The 16,954-nt window shown below is 45.9% G+C and carries 18 protein-coding genes and 1 other annotated feature; of the genes, 12 read left to right on the forward strand and 6 right to left on the reverse strand.

Going from position 1 to position 16,954, the window contains the following annotated elements:
* Positions 1–4: 4 nt before the first annotated feature.
* Positions 5–442: a ferritin-like domain-containing protein gene (locus M1J35_RS04830; protein ID WP_060671539.1), complete on the reverse strand. Its 438-nt coding sequence runs from the start codon at positions 440–442 to the stop codon at positions 5–7.
* A 148-nt stretch (positions 443–590) separates the two neighbouring features.
* On the opposite strand from M1J35_RS04830, the gene M1J35_RS04835 reads away from it, so the two are divergent.
* Complete coding sequence (locus M1J35_RS04835) at positions 591–746, forward strand: hypothetical protein (protein ID WP_254652879.1); 156 nt, start codon at positions 591–593, stop codon at positions 744–746.
* Positions 747–807: 61 nt separating this feature from the next.
* The gene (locus M1J35_RS04840; RefSeq protein ID WP_060671538.1) at positions 808–1,047 is read left to right on the forward strand and encodes a YkuS family protein; all 240 of its coding nucleotides are present in this window, start codon (positions 808–810) and stop codon (positions 1,045–1,047) included.
* 68 nt (positions 1,048–1,115) lie between these two features.
* On the opposite strand, the gene M1J35_RS04845 is transcribed toward M1J35_RS04840, so the two are convergent.
* Positions 1,116–2,078, reverse strand: coding sequence for a S8 family peptidase (locus tag M1J35_RS04845; protein WP_224521530.1), 963 nt, complete (start codon positions 2,076–2,078; stop codon positions 1,116–1,118).
* A gap of 357 nt (positions 2,079–2,435) precedes the next feature.
* Here M1J35_RS04845 and M1J35_RS04850 point away from each other — a divergent pair, with 357 nt between their 5' ends.
* A complete protein-coding gene (locus M1J35_RS04850) occupies positions 2,436–2,957 on the forward strand; it encodes a superoxide dismutase family protein (RefSeq protein WP_254652880.1) in 522 nt (173 codons plus the stop codon).
* Between the two features lie 54 nt (positions 2,958–3,011).
* On the opposite strand, the gene M1J35_RS04855 is transcribed toward M1J35_RS04850, so the two are convergent.
* On the reverse strand, positions 3,012–4,355 hold the full coding sequence (locus M1J35_RS04855) for a sodium-dependent transporter (RefSeq protein WP_224521528.1): 1,344 nt from the start codon (positions 4,353–4,355) through the stop codon (positions 3,012–3,014).
* 74 nt (positions 4,356–4,429) lie between these two features.
* Positions 4,430–4,639, reverse strand: a binding site (T-box leader).
* A 243-nt stretch (positions 4,640–4,882) separates the two neighbouring features.
* On the opposite strand from M1J35_RS04855, the gene M1J35_RS04860 reads away from it, so the two are divergent.
* Positions 4,883–5,998, forward strand: coding sequence for an NAD(P)/FAD-dependent oxidoreductase (locus M1J35_RS04860; RefSeq protein ID WP_254652881.1), 1,116 nt, complete (start codon positions 4,883–4,885; stop codon positions 5,996–5,998).
* 105 nt (positions 5,999–6,103) lie between these two features.
* Entirely contained in the window at positions 6,104–7,660 is a 1,557-nt protein-coding gene (locus tag M1J35_RS04865) for an ABC-F family ATP-binding cassette domain-containing protein (RefSeq protein ID WP_254652882.1), read from the forward strand.
* Positions 7,661–7,712: 52 nt separating this feature from the next.
* On the opposite strand, the gene M1J35_RS04870 is transcribed toward M1J35_RS04865, so the two are convergent.
* Positions 7,713–8,396: a GntR family transcriptional regulator gene (locus tag M1J35_RS04870; protein WP_224521525.1), complete on the reverse strand. Its 684-nt coding sequence runs from the start codon at positions 8,394–8,396 to the stop codon at positions 7,713–7,715.
* Between the two features lie 110 nt (positions 8,397–8,506).
* Positions 8,507–9,352 carry a YitT family protein gene (locus tag M1J35_RS04875; RefSeq protein ID WP_224521524.1) on the reverse strand — a complete coding sequence of 282 codons (846 nt, stop codon included), beginning with the start codon at positions 9,350–9,352 and terminating at the stop codon, positions 8,507–8,509.
* 246 nt (positions 9,353–9,598) lie between these two features.
* Here M1J35_RS04875 and M1J35_RS04880 point away from each other — a divergent pair, with 246 nt between their 5' ends.
* A complete protein-coding gene (locus M1J35_RS04880) occupies positions 9,599–10,054 on the forward strand; it encodes a MarR family winged helix-turn-helix transcriptional regulator (RefSeq protein ID WP_224521523.1) in 456 nt (151 codons plus the stop codon).
* A 12-nt stretch (positions 10,055–10,066) separates the two neighbouring features.
* Positions 10,067–11,665, forward strand: a complete 1,599-nt coding sequence (locus M1J35_RS04885) for an MDR family MFS transporter (RefSeq protein WP_254652883.1) — start codon at positions 10,067–10,069, stop codon at positions 11,663–11,665.
* A gap of 46 nt (positions 11,666–11,711) precedes the next feature.
* On the opposite strand, the gene M1J35_RS04890 is transcribed toward M1J35_RS04885, so the two are convergent.
* The gene (locus tag M1J35_RS04890; RefSeq protein ID WP_224521521.1) at positions 11,712–12,620 is read right to left on the reverse strand and encodes a DUF899 family protein; all 909 of its coding nucleotides are present in this window, start codon (positions 12,618–12,620) and stop codon (positions 11,712–11,714) included.
* A 252-nt stretch (positions 12,621–12,872) separates the two neighbouring features.
* On the opposite strand from M1J35_RS04890, the gene M1J35_RS04895 reads away from it, so the two are divergent.
* The 5 genes from M1J35_RS04895 (at position 12,873) to paaD (ending at position 16,920) form a co-directional block, all read left to right on the forward strand.
* On the forward strand, positions 12,873–14,198 hold the full coding sequence (locus M1J35_RS04895) for a phenylacetate--CoA ligase family protein (protein ID WP_254652884.1): 1,326 nt from the start codon (positions 12,873–12,875) through the stop codon (positions 14,196–14,198).
* A 73-nt stretch (positions 14,199–14,271) separates the two neighbouring features.
* Complete coding sequence (paaA, locus tag M1J35_RS04900; RefSeq protein ID WP_034760964.1) at positions 14,272–15,240, forward strand: 1,2-phenylacetyl-CoA epoxidase subunit PaaA; 969 nt, start codon at positions 14,272–14,274, stop codon at positions 15,238–15,240.
* A 16-nt stretch (positions 15,241–15,256) separates the two neighbouring features.
* A complete protein-coding gene (gene paaB, locus M1J35_RS04905) occupies positions 15,257–15,613 on the forward strand; it encodes a 1,2-phenylacetyl-CoA epoxidase subunit PaaB (RefSeq protein ID WP_034760966.1) in 357 nt (118 codons plus the stop codon).
* Positions 15,610–16,428, forward strand: a complete 819-nt coding sequence (gene paaC / locus M1J35_RS04910; protein ID WP_254652885.1) for a 1,2-phenylacetyl-CoA epoxidase subunit PaaC — start codon at positions 15,610–15,612, stop codon at positions 16,426–16,428. Before paaB ends, paaC begins: the two co-directional genes overlap by 4 nt.
* Before the next feature lie 12 nt (positions 16,429–16,440).
* The gene (gene paaD, locus M1J35_RS04915) at positions 16,441–16,920 is read left to right on the forward strand and encodes a 1,2-phenylacetyl-CoA epoxidase subunit PaaD (RefSeq protein WP_156030065.1); all 480 of its coding nucleotides are present in this window, start codon (positions 16,441–16,443) and stop codon (positions 16,918–16,920) included.
* Positions 16,921–16,954 lie beyond the last annotated feature (34 nt).

The following is a 16,954-nucleotide window of genomic DNA, read 5'->3' on the forward strand; positions in this document are numbered from 1 at the left end:
ATCATTAGTTAAAGGAAGGGTCCTTTAACAGACGGTCAAATTCTTCAAGGTGATGAGTTTCATCAGCAATCATATCATCAAGCTTGATGCTGAGCTCAACAAGACCCAATTCTTCTGCTTGTTCTTTACGCTTCTTATAGCGCTCGATGGTATCTGCTTCGGCTTTACGTCCTTCTTCAAGCATTTCCTTCACATCATCCGTTTGTTTAACGGCTGCAGGCGTCGTTGTCGGTTGACCGCCTAACGTTTTAATCTTTTCGGCAAGGTATAAAGCGTGACCCTGCTCATCAGGAATTTCTTCTTCAAAGAAAGGTTTTAAGATTTGACGATATAAGCCGCTCACTACAGCAGCGTAGTTAGTGTAAAGAATGACTGCCGCATACTCATTGGCTAAATCTTCGTTTAATCCATCAATCAATTCATGTAATTTTGCTTCATCCATGTAAAAACCACCCTTTTCATTGTTGTTATAGAGACTATTTACCCGGGTTGATGTAAAAATAAACATTCCGGTGGGAATCGGATGCCCTTCAAATATTTTGCCTGAAAATGGGGATTCTAATTCTATAAAAGTCAGAGGAGGGATGAGCATGTCTAAGCAGGGTAGGAAGAGTATGGATCAAACTTCTCAACAGCTGGCAAAACAAAAGGCCAAAAACGATGTGGAATTTGCATCTGATACCCAGGCGGGAAATACAGAAGGACAAAGTCAGAAAAAAAGCAGCAGACAAGTAAATAAAAAATAATGGAAGAATATCTTTTTCATCGAAAGAAAAACCTATATATAGAACCAGGAGGTGTAAAGGCATGAGAATTGGTGTTGAACAATCCTTAACAAACGTTGTTGAAGCCTTACGGGCACAGGGGCATGAAGTAGTGGAGCTTAAGCAGGAATCCGATGCTAACGGGTGTGACTGCTGTGTCGTGACAGGAATGGATACAGATGTAATGGGTATTCAAAATGTAGCGACTCAAGGCCCTGTCATCGAAGCAAGCGGACTGAGTGCCGATCAAATCTGTCAGGAAGTCGAAAGCAGACTGCAATAACTCCAACACCAAAAAGAACAGCCATTGATGGCTGTTCTTTTTGTGTTAAATATTGCAATCCACATCCTTCACCCAATCTGGGCAAGAGGTTGGTTTCTCAAGTGCTCGCGCAGGAGATCAGGAGCGGTTAAAAAGACCAGGCCGTTACCTTCCAGTGTTTTCGGGAAGCCAAGTGGTACAGTCCGCTTAATGAGCTGCGCATATACTTCACATTCAGAAAGTTTCCGGGCAAAGGATGCCTGTTCAAATTCCTTGATCAGGGCTAACGCTCCAGAGATGTGGGGAGCTGACATGGAGGTTCCGCTGAGCTTGGCATATTTTTCTCCGGGAATGGTCGACAGGATTTGTTCGCCGGGTGCCACCAGGTCAACTTCATTATTGGAATTGGTAAAGTAGGAAGACTTTCTTTGAAGATCGATGGCGCCGACCGAAATGACTTCATTGTAGCAGGCAGGGTAGGAAAATTCATCAGTGCCGCTATTGGAGTCGCCTTCATTCCCTGCAGCGCAAACCACCAGGATATTGGCATCCACCGCTTTTTGAATGGCTTCATGCAGAGGGTCATAATCTGAAGGTCCTCCCAAAGACATTGAAATGATGTCGACCTTTTGCTCGATGGCATAGAGAATACCATTTACGATCCAATCATACTGCCCACTTCCACGGCTGCCTGCAAGAACTTTAATCACCAGTAAGTCAGCCATTGGAGCCACTCCGATGACCCCATCACCATTTTCGTTTGCGGCAATGGTCCCTGCCACATGGGTACCGTGCCCGCTGTAATCCGTTACCTTATCTTCTGCACCGTCATCATCGTCGGTGAAATTTCGGAATCCTTTCACCCTACCTGCAAGATCGGGGTGGTTCATATCACATCCCGTATCAAGGATGGCGATGGTTACACCTTTCCCTTTATACCCATTTTTCCACATGCTGGGGGCTTGGATTAAGTCAACGCCCTTAGGAATTTCATTTGTATCCACAATCATTTCGTCCATGAAATATGGAATTAACCTCATTTCACATTGCATAGCAATCCCTCCTAAAATAGTGTGGGGCACAGGAATAGAAATCAGAAGTTTCTGAAAATATACCATTTTTAGGACAAAATGAAAAGGGATAATAGTAATAGGAAAATAAAACCAGTCATATTTCGGTCCGCCTCTGCATATAGGAAGGGCTGACCCATCTGATTGAGAGAATGATCAGGGAGGTCGGTCTTTTGGGAGATGAAAATTTAAACAAACGTTTGACTAAGGGGGCGAACCCTTGATAAGAAAGGGGTTATCAGTGTTAAACAAACGTTTGGTTAAAATCAATGTTCCGGGTTTTTCATCATGTCGCCACGGGTCCCAACATAAAATAGGGTGAAGAAAGGGGGCACATGGATGAATTATTATCAATATGGTTATCCTGCTTATTCCCATTACCGAAATGCTTCGAATATGGCCTACGCTCACATTCAGGGAGGTCCACTCGCTCCGGGGCTCAAAGGATATGTATTTTTTCGTGAAGTGCAAAATGGGGTGGAAGTATTTGCCGAGGTGACAGGTTTACCATCCTTTAAAGAAGGAAAGGGTGATCAAAAGCCGATCGGTCCCCACGGATTTCACCTCCATGAAAAAGGGGTATGTGAAATAGGAGATCCTAATGAACCTTTCACGTCTGCAGGAGGGCATTGGAATCCGACCAATCAGCCGCATGGGAATCATGCAGGGGATTTTCCCGTTTTATTTTCAAATGACGGCTACGCAAAGATGTCCTTTTTTACGAATAAATTCAATGTGAAAGATGTGATAGGGAAGGGTGTCATCATTCATCAAAACCCTGATGACTTCAGGTCACAGCCTTCAGGTGATGCAGGGAAACGATTGGCGTGCGGAGTGATCATGGGGTATGGAGCATCATAAAGAAAAGGGTTGACCCGCGCTATGGGTCAACCCTTTTGTATGGAGCGGGAGTGATTAAAACACTCCCAGGACATCAAGCATGACGAATAGTATTAACACCGGCGCCACAAAGCGTATCAAGAAGAACCATGTTTCAAATAATCCCCGTTTCAACCCGCTGCCCTGCTTTAATTCATCATATAAAGCGGTTTTCTTCATTTTGAGCGGTACAAAGAGAGCGATAAGCAATGATCCGATTGGAAGCAATACATTACTTACTGTAAAGTCGGCTAAATCAAAGATGGTTTTCCCAAACAACGTGATATCACCAAGCACCCCGAAAGATAAAGCCGATGGGATACCGCAAACGAAAATGGCGAGACCGATGATCCACGACCATTTCGTACGTTTTCCGGGGTCCCCCTTCGAAATGACCGATACGATGATCTCAAGCATCGAGAACGCTGAAGTCAATGCTGCGAACAAGAATAGCACAAGGAATGCAATGAAGAAGAGCATCCCGAATGGAAGCTGACTGAACACGGTAGGCAGTACATTAAATAGCAGCACCGGACCCGCGCCAGGCTCCAGATCAAAAGCGAAGACTGCCGGGAAAATCGCAAGTCCTGCCAATAATACGATGAAGATATTCATCGCCACGATCGAAATGGCCGAACGGGGAAGACTCTGTGTTTTCGGAAGGTACGAGCTGTATGTCACCATCACCGATACCCCGACACTTAACGTAAAGAACGATTGACCCATCGCTTCTAAAATCGTCTGTGACGTTACTTTGGAAAAATCGGGCTTGAGCAGGAATGAAACTCCTTCCGCTGCCCCATCAAGGGTCACTGCGCGGATCACTAACAAAATGAAAAGAATAAATAATGCCGGCATCATAATCTTACTTGCGAGTTCAATCCCTTTTTCAATCCCCTTGGCCACCACGATGATGGTCATCAAGATGAAGAGGAGCTGAACGAATACACTTATCCCGGGATTTGAAATCGTTGCCCCGAATACTTCTGTGTATTGATCTGAAGAAAGGCCGTTCAATTGTCCTGTAACAGCTTTGAATAAATAAACGACAATCCATCCCCCGATGACACTGTAGAAGGAAAGCAGGATGAAGGATGTAATCATCCCGAGGATCCCGACCCAGTGCCATTTGGTCCCGGGAGCGATTTTTCGGTACGAATCTACCGCATTGCTTCCGGCTGTACGTCCGATTGAGAATTCAGCCAGTAATAATGGAAGGCCGAGTAATAAAGTAAATAAGATAAAGATCAGGAAGAATGCTCCGCCTCCATTTTCACCGGCAATATAAGGGAATTTCCAGATGGCCCCCAATCCGATGGCAGACCCGGCTGCCGCTAAAATAAAGCCGATTTTCGATGACCATTGTTCACGCTGACTCATTCTCATACTCCTTTCGGTTTTTATTGACGTGTGAGGGTAATTTCTGACCAAATAAAAAAATCGCCCCTACATATCGTAGGGACGATTTGGATATCGCGGTACCACCCTAGTTATGAGAAAATAGTTCTCATCACTCTTCACACATAACGGTCTTACCCGTCTTTTGATCTCGTCAAAAGAAGCTCCGGAATCGAAATTCGCTTCATCTATGTACCGGTTCACACCAACCACCGGCTCTCTTAAACAGGGAAATGTACGCTACTAGTTTCCTTCAAAGCTTATTCAATATTAGGTTATACAATTTTTATCATGAATCAAAACAACTTGTCAATCTATTTTGGGAAAAGTAGTGAGAATTGTCTGGAATTGATGGTGGTTTTTGGTTTGGTGATGATTGTGTACCTGGTCCAAATAGGAGGGGATGTACCAGGTACAAGCTGATCCTCATCCATTGAAACGTCCAGCCATTGAGTTCGCCCCTCTTCTCAAGTAAAATAAAGAAAAAATGGACTAAAAAGGTGTTTTGCATGAAATCATATATCATCATTGGGGCAGGCATTCTCGGGGCTTCCGCAGCGTATCATCTTGCGAAAGCAGGAGCGGATGTCACGATTATTGACCGGAATGACCCTGGACAGGCAACGGATGCAGCGGCGGGAATCGTCTGTCCATGGCTTTCACAACGCAGGAATAAAGTGTGGTATCACCTGGCAAAGGGTGGGGCGAGGTATTATCCGAGCATCATAGGACAGTTAAAAGCAGACGGAGAAACTGAAACAGGATATAAACGTGTGGGGGCCATCAGCCTCCACACGGATGTGAATAAGCTCCATAAAATGATGGAGAGAGCAGAGAAACGCAGGGAGGATGCTCCGGAAATCGGTGAACTGACGCTTCTGACTTCAGAAGAAACACGTCAGCGCTTTCCGCTGTTATCAGAAGAGTTCCAGGCTGTTCACGTAAGCGGCGCTGCCCGGGTGGATGGCAGGGCGATGCGGGATGCACTCTTGAACGGGGCTAAAAAGAACGGAGCCACCCTACGACAAGGGGATGCCGGATTGTTACACGAAAAAAACAGGATCACCGGCGTCCAAATAGCGGATGAAGTGCTTCGGGCGGATGGGGTGATCGTAACAGCCGGTGCCTGGGCGAAGGAACTCTTTCAGCCTCTCGGAATAGACTTTCTTGTAACCTCCCAGAAAGCACAAATCCTCCATCTGGAAATAGGCGGGGTAGAGACGGGTGAATGGCCCGTCGTCATGCCTCCGAATGATCAATACCTCCTTGCCTTCCCCGAGGGGAAAGTCGTAGCTGGAGCCACACATGAAAACGATGTGGGCTTTGATCACCGGGTAACAGCGGGCGGACTACACGAAGTCCTTCAGAAGGCAACGGCTGTCGCACCTGGAATTGGAGACGCGGCAATAGTGGAAACGAGAGTCGGATTCAGGCCGTTCACTCCTGGATTCCTTCCGGTTTTCGGAGCAATACCGGGGTTTGATGATGTCTGGGTGGCAAATGGTCTTGGGGCATCAGGTTTGACGGTTGGTCCATACCTTGGATCGGAGCTTGCCAAACTGGTGATGGGTGAATCAACTGAACTCGATCCCGCTGACTATGACGTAGCAGGGGCCATCGGGTAAACGGTAGTAAAAAAACACCAGCTCATTTCCCCCTATCTTCTAAGCAATAGGACCCTTATAATAGAGAGAGCGAATTTTAGTATAGAAAGAAAAGGTGTTTACGACATGAGTTTATTAACAGTCAAAAATTTAACCCACGGTTTCGGTGACCGTGCGATTTTTAATGACGTTTCTTTCCGTTTGTTGAAGGGTGAGCATATCGGCTTGATCGGTGCCAACGGAGAAGGAAAGTCTACATTTATGAACATCATCACTGGGAAGCTTGAGCCTGATGAAGGGAAAGTGGAATGGGCGAAGCGGATCCGCATCGGGTATCTGGATCAGCATGCAAAGCTGAAGCAGGGGATGACGATCCGGGACGTGTTGAAGACGGCCTTTCAATACCTTTTTGATATGGAAACGGAAATGAATGAGCTGTTTGCCAAGATGGGTGACGCCACTCCTGAAGAACTGGAAGAATTGCTTGAAGAAACCGGTACACTTCAGGATGCCCTGACGAATAATGATTTCTACATCATTGATGCCAAGGTGGAAGAAATCGGCCGTGGTCTTGGATTGGATGATATCGGTTTGGATAAGGATGTACACGATTTAAGCGGGGGACAGCGGACGAAAGTCTTACTGGCGAAGCTTTTACTTGAAAAGCCGGACATCTTGTTACTTGATGAGCCAACCAACTACCTTGATGAACAGCATATCAACTGGTTGAGACGCTATCTTCAGGAATATGAAAATGCCTTTATCCTGATCTCTCATGATATTCCATTCTTAAATAGTGTCATTAACCTGATCTATCATATGGAAAATCAGGAATTGAATCGTTATGCAGGAGACTATCACGAATTCAAGCGTGTCCACGAAATGAAGAAGCAGCAGCTTGAGTCAGCGTTCAAGAGACAACAACAGGAAATCTCGGAGTTGAAGGACTTTGTGGCGCGTAATAAGGCCCGGGTATCCACCCGAAACATGGCCATGTCCCGTCAGAAAAAGCTGGATAAGATGGATATGATCGAACTGGCTGCGGAAAAGCCGAAGCCGGAATTTCATTTTAAACAAGCAAGGACCGCAGGCAGGGTCATCTTTGAAACGAAGGATCTTGTGATCGGGTACGATGAACCGTTATCAAGGCCCCTCAACCTCAAGATGGAGCGCGGGCAGAAGATTGCTCTATCCGGAGCCAACGGAATCGGGAAAACGACTCTATTACGGAGCATCCTCGGGGAAATCAAACCGATCTCCGGTTCAGTGGAGCTTGGGGATTATCTCCATATCGGATATTTCGAACAGGAAATCAAAACAAAGAACAACTACACGTGCATTGAAGAGGTTTGGAATGAGTTTCCTTCCATGAACCAGGCGGAAGTGCGCGCTGCCCTGGCGAAGTGCGGTCTGACGACCAAGCATATCGAAAGCAAGGTGGAAGTGCTGAGCGGTGGGGAAAAAGCGAAGGTACGCCTATGCAAATTAATGAATAAGGAATCGAACGTCCTTGTATTCGATGAACCGACCAATCACTTGGACGTAGAGGCTAAGGAAGAGTTGAAGCGGGCGTTAAAAGAATACAAAGGTACCGTGCTCTTAATCAGTCACGAACCCGACTTCTACCAGGATGTAGCGACGGAAGTATGGAATTGTGAAGACTGGACAACGAAATTGTTTTAATCAAAAAAAGCCGATCCTCTGAATTCAGGTGATCGGCTTTTTTTATATCATTCTACTCTGTCAAGACCGATTCCAAGGACGAATATCCATGATCCTCCATCCGCAAATCGTCAAAGCTGTGCTTCAAATGAAGGTCGATCAATTCAAGGAGCGTCTGCTGATCTTTGTTTTCAATGGCCTTCACCATTTCCTCGTGTTCCCGGAAACGGACATTTTCACCCGGCTCTACATGATAAAACACATCAAATAAAAACAAATAGACGTTCGATTGGGTAAGCATTTCGTCCATATAGCGGATCAGAAACTTATTTCCACTTACCTCCGCAAGGAACAAATGGAATTGCTTATTAAGCTCGACGTATTTTAACAGGTCCTTTTTTCTATACGTTTCCTGTTCCTCTTCAAGAAACGAATAAAGCTTGGACATATCGGATTTTTTAACTTTAGGAAGGCCGTACTTTACAGTCAGAAATTCAATTTCTTTCCTCAATTCAAAAAAAGAAATGATCTCTTCCCTGGAAGGATGGACGACGAATGCCCCGCGGTTCGGGATGATCTGAACCAGCCCCTCTGCTTCGAGCCGTTTCAACGCATGCCGGATAGGGGTCCTGCTTACAGCCATCTTCTGAGAGATGATCTGTTCGACAAGCTGGGTACCGGGTGCGATCTTCCTGGCCAATAAGGCGTCCTTTAGATGGCTATATACTTTTAATTCTGTGGTCTGTCTTTTTTTCACGGTCATCATCCATTCAATCGATATTTCCTTTTCCTATCATATATGAAAAAGAGGCTGATCCAAAATCGGATGCCTTCTAAAAAAGACACCCGACTCCAGTATCAGCCCATTTAAGCAAATGATTTAAAGTTATTACCCCAGATTTCGTTCATGCTGTGAACCGTAATGAATGCTTTCTGGTCGGTAGATTGAATATGCGCTTTCAACTTGGAGAAGTCCTTTCGTCCCACGATGGTGGTGATGACTTCTTTCTGGTCATCGGAAAAGGCTCCCTTGGCCGAATGGACGGTGGCCCCTCTCTCCAGGTCTCCAACGATGAACTCCTTGATATCTTCACTATGTTCGCTGATGATGACCACTTCTTTGCTTTCATTGAAAAATTGAAGCGTGCGGTCGATCATTATCCCTTTGAGCAGCAAGCCAAAAAATGCATATAGTCCGACCTGCAGTCCAAAGAACCAGGCAGACGCAAGGACAATCAGAATATCCGAAGCAAGAACGGCCCGTCCCAGTTCCAGCCCGGTGAATTTGTGGATGATTTTCGCCAGGACGCCGGTACCTCCGGCTGAAGCACCCTGGTTAAAGATCATGGCGACTCCGATGGCTCCGATCAGCGTCCCGATGACAATTTGAATCAGGACATCATGACCGATCGGGTTCTGAAGGGGATGGAACACCTCCAACCCCCACACCATTCCGCTGAGGGTTGTACTCGCGAAAACGGATTTCAGGCCGAAACTTGGACCGATCAATATGAGGCCGAGAATGAATAATAACATATCCAGTGTAAACATGATGACGCCGACAGGCAGATCCATAAATTGAGCAAGCACGATGCCGGCTCCGCTCGTCCCGCCAGTGCCCACCTTATTGGGTGAAAGGAAAAAATGTATATTCAATGCGATTAATAACGCACCAAGAGATATGTTTAATAAAGATTGAATTTGTTTCATCATGGAGCACGCTCCTTTTAATTACGGTAGTTTGAAAAACAATCAACCCGATTATAAAGAGTGTTATAACCCCGTGTAAATGATAAATTCTTATGAAAGCATTTACGTATAAAAGTTTTTATAATGCATGTTTTCTGATAGTTTTCCTGCCGAATGTAGAGGAGAAAAAAATGTTGACTTTTTTACATCAGGTGATTAATATTTAAACAGGTTAAATATTAAATGGTTGAATAGAAATGGGGGATGATCTTGGACCTGGAACAGATCCAGCACTCTTATATAGATCGCTTGTTTACAGCATTTCACGTAACGAATCGCCATATTCAGCAGGAAATGGCGGTTGCATTGAAAGATATGAATTTAACAGGTCCTCAGTTTTTCATACTATATCTTTTGTCGACTTCAGAAGATATGAAATCGACGGAGCTTGCTGAGAAGTTAGATGTAAAGCCAAGTGCCATCACTGTCATGATCGATCGACTTCTTAAGAATGATCTGGTTTCGAGGCAGAGAGACGAGAGTGACCGCCGGATTGTGAAGCTCGAGCTTACAACGAGCGGTCGCGAGGTTTTCGAGAGGGCGAAAAAGGTAAGGAGGGAAATTTTCTCCCAATACCTATCCTATCTTGAAGAAGAAGATGTGGAACAACTTGTAACCATCTATGAAAAGCTGGCTGCAGCCGTTGAGAACAATACAGAAGAATAAGGAGAGAAACATATGTCAGTACAACCAGGGATAAATAAACGTTTGGTTCTGACCGGTCTGATCATCGGGATGTTCTTCAGTGCCCTTGAACAAACCGTGGTCGGGACCGCGATGCCGACCATCATCGCAGAATTGAACGGGTTTTCTATTTTTGCGTGGGTCACCACGGCTTATTTGATCACTTCCACAACGGTTACACCGATCGTGGGGAAATTATCGGATTTATATGGCAGACGATTATTGTATTTAATCGGAGTCATCATCTTTATTATCGGGTCAGGTCTATGTGCCACGGCCACTTCCATGGAGCAGCTCGTGCTGTACCGCGGCCTTCAGGGGATTGGCGGGGGGATGATCATGCCTTTATCCCAAACCATCATCGGGGATATTTTCACTGCTGAGCAGCGTGCAAAGTGGCAGGGTGTGTTCGGTGCTTTATTCGGATTGAGCTCGGTCATCGGACCGTTCATTGGCGGATTCATTGTCGATACAATCAGCTGGCACTGGATTTTCTTGATCAACGTACCGTTTGGATTGTTATCAGCCCTTCTATTATTCATCGGTTTGAAAAATGAAAATGTCGGTCGCCCGACGGATAAGGTAAGCATTGATTACCTGGGAATCATCACCTTGATCCCGGCACTGGTCCTCTTATTGCTTGGACTGAATTTCGGAGGGGATAAATTCGAGTGGATGTCAGGAACGAGCTTCATGCTCTTTGGCGGATCCATCGTTTTGCTTCTGGTATTCGGGTTCATTGAAAACAAAGCGAAGGAACCGATTCTTGATTTAAGCCTGTTTAAAAACCGGGTCTTTGCTACGACGAATGCCCTAGGGTTCCTTCTCGGATTAGGAATGTTCGGTGCGATTATGTTCGTACCAATGTTCATGCAGGGGATCCTCGGTGTGACGCCTACTCAAGCCGGGTCCACCATGACACCGATGATGATCGCCTTGATCACGGCGAGTATCATCGGCGGAAGATTATTATTAAGGCTGCGATACCGTACAGTGTTGACGGCTGGTATGCTGATCACAGTGGTTGGATTCTTCCTGATGAGTACGATGGGTCCTGAATCGAAGGAATATACAGCGTATATGTACATGATCGTGATGGGATTCGGAATGGGTCTTGTCATGCCGACGCTTATGATCGCGGTTCAAAATGAATTCCCTAAATCGAGGCTGGGAGCCGTCACCTCTTCCGCAACGTTCTTCCGGTCCATCGGGGGGACAATCGGAATCACCGTATTAAACGCTGTGATGAATCAATCCCTTCAGGAAAATATGAAGGATGTAGCGGCACAGCAGGATATTCCTGCGGCAGCTCAGATCCTTGGCGGATTAAGCGAAAAGACGGATGCGCTATTCGGACTCCTCGTGACCCCGGGGTTACTGGAAGTACCGAAAGAAATCGGCAGCATCGTGATTGCATCAATTGAAACCGCATGGTCCGATGCGTTCACAACCGTCTTCTTAACTGGCCTGATCTTCATTGCCATCGGCGTCGGAGTGGCCCTGTCGGTTGGAAACGGGAAGATAAAACGGGATAAAGAATTACAGGAAGAAGCGGAAAAGGAAGAGACAATCCTTAAACCGGCTACTGAATAATATAATAAAGAGCCTGCCTTGGATTTCAAGGCAGGCTTTTTTATATTTAATTGTTTTTTCGGACCTCATACAAATGAAATGACAATCCAAATGGATCCGATATCATTTCACTTTTCGAATGATAGACATGATCTACCCTGCAGCCGCTGTCCAGGAGCTTTTGCTTACTTCTATCAAAATCATCCACAGCGAACTCGAAATGCACGGTGTTATGATCACTATCTTCAATGAAGAAATTCCGCCCATTCATTGAGAACTTTGTTTCCTTTTGTCCCTGCTCTTCAACCTTCATTCCAATGATATTCGTGTAAAATTGAATCGCTTCATGATAATGCTTCACTCCAACTGCAACATTATGAGTGAGCTGAAAGGATGAACGAAGGTTATGCTTCAGCTGAGGGACAAAATCTTCAGATGGAGCATGTAATAAATCCAGTAAAGAATAAATGACGCAATATTCGTCTCCGGGCCCGAAGTAAGCAGAGCTGCAATGATAAATCATGCCTTCTTCATTTTTTTTGAAAGTGGATACTCCGGGCATGGAGGTTTTCCCATTTTTAAACCCGAGATCTTGTGAAAAAGTGTTTTCTTTAGATGATACAAGTGGAAAGGCCCACCCTTTTGAAGCTGCAAAGTCTTCTTGAACGGCCGGGTCGTCTGGAGAGGATAGAACAAATTCACAACGACTTAACAAATGATGATACACCCCATTAAAGCCATCTCCCCACATGGAACAATAGCGACAATTCCTCCCCATATTATGGATGATGATAAGTTCATCCTTGTCTTTGAAAAGTTCCTCCAGTGTAACGGTTTGTTGATCAGTTGTTAAAAAGAGGTAGTTTTCAACCTTTTGCGGCGCTTGTTCTTTGCGTAGCTGTGCAAGCTGCCTTTTCTTTTCCATGATTTCCAACTCTAATGCCTGTATTTCCTTCGTTCCTTCAAAAGTGGTCATATTATTGCCTCCTATTTGAACGTGTCATATGTAAGATTCTGTATTGGCATGAGATGTCCTTCTTTTCAGGAGATAGATTGTACCTTACCTTGCCGTCAACAAATGTACTTTAATTAAATTTTCTGAAAATATATTGACAATTTTCAGCAGACACGTTATCTTTTGAGTAGTTGAATATAACACATATTTACGTAAACGAATTAATAACGTTATATAAATATATTTTTATATCATGACAGGGAGGCCGATACATTGATTTTGCATGAGATTGAAACTGCCGGTCGATCGCAAATGGAGCGCCTTCAACTAGAGAGACTGCAACATGTTGCTTCAGTCGTTTATGAGAAAGTTCCCTTTTACCGGGAGCAGTTTGAGAGAAGGGGCATCAAGCCGGAGGATATAAAGTCTTTGTCAGACTTAAAAATGTTACCGCTTACAATCAAAAAAGACCTTCGGGATCATTATCCATTCGGCCTGTTTGCCGTAGAGCGCGAGGAAATGGTAAGGGTCCATGCTTCAAGTGGTACGAGCGGAAAGCCCACTGTCGTAGGCTATACCCAGAATGATATTGAGATGTGGGGAGAAATCGTGGCACGGGCAATCAGCATGGCAGGCGGGAAACCGGGGGATGTCCTGCATAACGCATATGGATATGGTTTATTTACCGGCGGACTTGGTCTTCATTATGGCAGTGAGAAGCTCGGGATGATCACGGTTCCGGTGTCAGGAGGGAACATGTCCAGGCAGATCACATTATTGGAAGACTTTAAGCCGTCCATCATATGCGGTACACCTTCGTACGTTCTCAATTTAGCTGAATCAATGGAGGCTCAAGGAAAGGATCCGGCTTCCCTTTCTGTAAAGTATGGAATCTTCGGAGCCGAGCCGTGGTCGGATTCAATGAGGAAGACGCTGGAGCGGAAGATGGATATTAGAGCATGCGACATATACGGGTTAAGTGAGGTCATCGGTCCCGGGGTTGCCATGGAATGTCATGAAGCACGGGACGGCCTTCATATAGCAGAGGATCATTTCCTCGTTGAAGTCATTAACCCTGATACGTTAGAGACCCTGCCGGAAGGGGAGGTCGGGGAGCTTGTGTTTACGAGCTTAACGAAGGAAGCCTTTCCGATCATCCGGTATAGAACCGGCGATATCGCTTCGATTCAGCACGGAACATGCTCATGTGGACGAACAACGGTGAAAATGTCCAGGGTGAAAGGAAGAGTCGATGACATGCTCATTATCAGGGGTGTGAACGTGTTTCCATCTGAAATGGAGCATTTTCTGCTTCAGATAAGTGAACTTGCACCGCATTATCAAGTTCACTTAAAGAAAAAAGGGGCACTGGATTTGGTGGAGCTGCAGGTCGAGGTGACGGATGAATGTTTTAATGGGGTGTCGAATGACTTACATCATGACCGCCTGAGTGAGCTCGAAAGAAAAGTGAAGAGCCTGATGAAAGACCGTTGCTATGTTTCCATGGATGTCAAAGTGAGAGCTCCCAGGGAAATACCCCGCTCGGAAGGTAAAGCCATCCGGATTGTCGATCTTAGAGGAGAAGCCATGCTTCAATAAATTTTTTTGAAAAAAATACCTATCACACCATTTCAGTATAACGTTGAAATGGTGTGATGAAGGAGGGGCTGCAATGAGTGACGTATTGACAAATCAACCATTGACGGAAGATGAGCGTATGGCTCATTTTATGAAAAAGATCGAAAATGACGAAAAGATAGAAGCCGATGATTGGATGCCGGATGAATACCGGAATGCGCTGATCAAGCTGATCTCCATGCACGGCATCAGTGAAATCATGGGGGCACTTCCTGAGAAGGAGTGGGTCCCGAAAGCACCTACCCTTAGAAGAAAACTGGGGATCATGGCGAAGGTTCAGGATGAGATGGGGCACGGACAGCTTCTGCTTCGTGTAGCGGAAGATTTGATGAAGCCTTACGGGAAAACGAGAGAGCATATCATGAGAGATTTGTTTTCCGGAGATTTGAAGTTTCATAACGTCTTTCATATGGAGGCACCGACATGGGGGGACGCAGGATTGATCGGCTGGCTTGTGGATGGGGCGGCGATCATCACACAAACGAATATGCTTCATGCTTCCTACGGACCGTACGCCAGGGCGCTGAAGAGGATTTGTGCCGAGGAGGTATTCCATGCCCAGCATGGTGAGGCGATCATCATGGCTCTCGCAGAAGGAACACCGGATCAGAAGGCACTGGTCCAGGATGCGGTGGACCGTTGGTGGGAATCTCTTCTGATGTTCTTTGGACCTGGTGATGCGAAGACGACGGGCTCTTCCAAGCAGGATATTACCATCAAGTACAACATCCGGACGAAAACGAATGAACAGCTTCGACAGGACTTTTTCACGAAATATGTTCCAAGGATGCTGTCATTGGGACTGACGCTCCCGGATGAAACCATGTACTTTGATGAAGAACAGGACTTATGGATTTATAAGCAGCCAGACTGGAGTCGCTTTAAGGAAATCATTCGCAACAACGGGCCGAAATCGAAGGATCGCCTCCGTTTAAGGGAATTATCCTACGATAATAATGCGTGGGTCCGGGAAGCGTTAAGCCCTGGTGACCGAGTAAGTTAGAAGGGAATGAGAAGAGATGTCAGACAAGGGTCAGAACTTTTATCAGGAATTTGAAGTGTTCAGTAAACGGTCGGACGGAGCACAGATGCAGCACCAGTTCAGTCTGCTGGCTCCCAACCATGAGCTTGCTATGGTGATGGCTCAAGAGAATTTCATGAGAAGAGAGCCTGTTTCGGATATATGGGTAGTGAAACGGTCGGATGTCCGGATGATGACGCCCGAAGAAAGAGAGAGCGTCTCCCGTCTTGATAATAAAGATTACCGTAACGCCAAGGGCTACGGCTATTTGAAGAAAAAGTGGAGACAGTACGAACAGGAAATGCTTGATGAGAAAGAAATCATGTCGTGGGGAGAGTTGGTGAAGAAGAAATGAACGTGAAAAGTCTACAGGACATTCCGAATGCAAATTATAAGGAAGCCCTCTTGAGCCTCTTATATCAGCTGGCTGATGACGATTTCATCCTTGCTTACCGGGGATCTGAATGGCTGGGGCTCGCTCCCCATATCGAGGAGGATGTCGCGTTTTCTTCCATCAACCAGGACACAATGGGACATGCGACCATGTTTTATCAGCTTCTTGAAGAGTTGGGAGAAGGCGATCAGGACCATCTCGCCCATGGTCGGAAAGCGGCCGAAAGAAGAAATGCCATTCTCCTTGAAGAAGTGAACGGACCCGGAAACTACATGGAGGAACCACGCTATGATTGGGCCTTTGCCGTGGTGCGGCATTATTTTTACAGTGTGGCGAAAAAAGTGCGCATCGATGCGCTTAAGAATTCTTCCTATGAACCACTAGCCGAGATGGCCGTCAAGATCAACACAGAATTGTACTACCACCTGCTTCACTGGAAAACCTGGTTCATTCAGTTGATGAATGCAGGCGGGGAAGCAAGGGAGCGTATGAATAAGGCAATGGAAAGAGTGCTGGAAGAATTCGCTGGGGTCCTGACCCTGGGGCCAAGGGGGAAAGAAATGTCCCAAATGGCATTGATCGAAGGGGAAGAAAGTTTAACAAGACGTTGGGAGCTCGCGCTCGAGCCGGTCTTCAGGTCCTGTCAACTATCCTTTCCACCGATTGTAGGAATGAAAAAGGGGAATGGACGCTTAGGTGAACACACATCTGAACTGGATACGGCACTTTCGACCTTAAGCGAAGTCTATCAAACAAATCCGGCTGCAAGCTGGTAAAGGATGAGGGAAATGACTGCTACCGTTTTAGATGTTCTTCAAACAGTGAAAGATCCTGAAATCGATTCCATCAGCATTGTGGATCTCGGAATGGTCAATCGCGTCGATCAACAGGAAGGAAATCTTGTGATCGAGCTTCTTCCCACTTTTGTAGGCTGTCCTGCACTGGACATCATTAAAGGCAATGTGGAGAAGGCATGCAGGGAACAGCTGGACGTCCGATCTGTACAGGTGGAGTTCGTCTATTCTCCTCCATGGACATCGGACCGACTGACGATGAATGGACGGGAGCGGCTGAAGGAATTCGGCATTGCGCCGCCTCCAGAACATTTTACAGGGGAAGAAGATTGGGAGATTCATTGCCCGTACTGTGATTCCGCCTATACGTCCATGGAGAATCTGTTCGGGCCCACCGCCTGCAGAAGCATCCTCTACTGCAAACAGTGCCGGAACCCGTTCGAAGCCATGAAACCTATATCCACGATGATGTAAAAATCTAGTAAACTACTGAAAACTAAAGGAGAGA

This window comes from Rossellomorea sp. KS-H15a (genome assembly GCF_024195245.1).
GTDB classification, from domain to species: domain Bacteria; phylum Bacillota; class Bacilli; order Bacillales; family Bacillaceae_B; genus Rossellomorea; species Rossellomorea vietnamensis.

What these genes read in the sequence shown, in the direction of transcription:
- M1J35_RS04830 (WP_060671539.1), bottom strand. Translation starts at nt 442, where the DNA reads ATGGATGAAGCAAAATTACATGAATTGATTGATGGATTAAACGAAGAT.
- M1J35_RS04835 (WP_254652879.1), top strand. Translation starts at nt 591, where the DNA reads ATGTCTAAGCAGGGTAGGAAGAGTATGGATCAAACTTCTCAACAGCTG.
- M1J35_RS04840 (WP_060671538.1), top strand. Translation starts at nt 808, where the DNA reads ATGAGAATTGGTGTTGAACAATCCTTAACAAACGTTGTTGAAGCCTTA.
- M1J35_RS04845 (WP_224521530.1), bottom strand. Translation starts at nt 2,078, where the DNA reads ATGCAATGTGAAATGAGGTTAATTCCATATTTCATGGACGAAATGATT.
- M1J35_RS04850 (WP_254652880.1), top strand. Translation starts at nt 2,436, where the DNA reads ATGAATTATTATCAATATGGTTATCCTGCTTATTCCCATTACCGAAAT.
- M1J35_RS04855 (WP_224521528.1), bottom strand. Translation starts at nt 4,355, where the DNA reads ATGAGTCAGCGTGAACAATGGTCATCGAAAATCGGCTTTATTTTAGCG.
- M1J35_RS04860 (WP_254652881.1), top strand. Translation starts at nt 4,883, where the DNA reads ATGAAATCATATATCATCATTGGGGCAGGCATTCTCGGGGCTTCCGCA.
- M1J35_RS04865 (WP_254652882.1), top strand. Translation starts at nt 6,104, where the DNA reads ATGAGTTTATTAACAGTCAAAAATTTAACCCACGGTTTCGGTGACCGT.
- M1J35_RS04875 (WP_224521524.1), bottom strand. Translation starts at nt 9,352, where the DNA reads ATGATGAAACAAATTCAATCTTTATTAAACATATCTCTTGGTGCGTTA.
- M1J35_RS04885 (WP_254652883.1), top strand. Translation starts at nt 10,067, where the DNA reads ATGTCAGTACAACCAGGGATAAATAAACGTTTGGTTCTGACCGGTCTG.
- M1J35_RS04890 (WP_224521521.1), bottom strand. Translation starts at nt 12,620, where the DNA reads ATGACCACTTTTGAAGGAACGAAGGAAATACAGGCATTAGAGTTGGAA.
- paaA (WP_034760964.1), top strand. Translation starts at nt 14,272, where the DNA reads ATGAGTGACGTATTGACAAATCAACCATTGACGGAAGATGAGCGTATG.
- paaB (WP_034760966.1), top strand. Translation starts at nt 15,257, where the DNA reads ATGTCAGACAAGGGTCAGAACTTTTATCAGGAATTTGAAGTGTTCAGT.
- paaC (WP_254652885.1), top strand. Translation starts at nt 15,610, where the DNA reads ATGAACGTGAAAAGTCTACAGGACATTCCGAATGCAAATTATAAGGAA.
- paaD (WP_156030065.1), top strand. Translation starts at nt 16,441, where the DNA reads ATGACTGCTACCGTTTTAGATGTTCTTCAAACAGTGAAAGATCCTGAA.